Source organism: Streptomyces sp. DH12 (assembly GCF_020873895.1).
Classification (GTDB): Bacteria; Actinomycetota; Actinomycetes; order Streptomycetales; family Streptomycetaceae; genus Streptomyces.
Map to the genome: position 1 here is coordinate 1 of NZ_JAHWGT010000361.1, position 662 is coordinate 662.

A 662-nucleotide genomic window follows, 5' to 3' on the forward strand; every position below is an offset into this window, starting at 1 on the left:
ACGTGAGCTGTCTGCTGCGGTTCGCGACCGGCGCGCGAGGCGTGCTGGAGGCCTGCCGGGTCTCCGTGGGCGAGCAGAACAACTACGGCTTCGAGGTGCACGGCACCCAGGGGGCGGTGTTCTGGGACTTCCGCCGGATGAACGAACTGGGCGTCAGCCGGGGCACCGGCTACCAGGACCAGCCGGTGAGCACGGTCTACGTCGGGCCGGGCGACGGCGAGTTCGGCGCGTTCCAGCCGGGGGCGGCCAACGCCATGGGCTACGACGACCTGAAGGTGATCGAGGCGTACCGCTTCCTGCGGTCGGTCGCCGAGGGCGTCCCGTACGGCGCCACCCTCGCGGACGCGGTGCACGGCGCGACGGTGCTGGACGCGATGGTGCGGTCGGCGCAGGACCGGGCGTGGGTGACGGTGGACACGCCCGCGTGACACGCACGCCGGTCCCCTCCCGCCCGCGTGCCGCCCTTCTCACCCGGCCGCCGCCGCGCGCTCCTTCCGCCCCAGCCACACCTTGACCGGCACCAGCGCCAGCCACCACCACATGGCGGCCGGCCCCACCGCCAGGGCCAGGGGAATGCTCACCACGAACACCGCCACCGTGGCCCCGAGGTCGACGGCGTAGAGGAACTCGTTCCGCAGGGGTTCGGCGTCGCCGTGCAGCCA

At 73.4% G+C, this 662-nt stretch carries 1 protein-coding gene and 1 pseudogene; one reads left to right on the forward strand and one right to left on the reverse strand.

Annotated elements, in window-relative coordinates; translation table 11 throughout:
- The coding region (locus LPA54_RS34555) for a Gfo/Idh/MocA family oxidoreductase (RefSeq protein WP_267487953.1) at positions 1–428 on the forward strand (428 nt) is incomplete at its 5' end.
- 39 nt (positions 429–467) lie between these two features.
- Here LPA54_RS34555 and LPA54_RS34560 read toward each other — a convergent pair.
- Positions 468–662, reverse strand: a pseudogene (locus LPA54_RS34560) (DUF1211 domain-containing membrane protein); the annotation flags it as partial.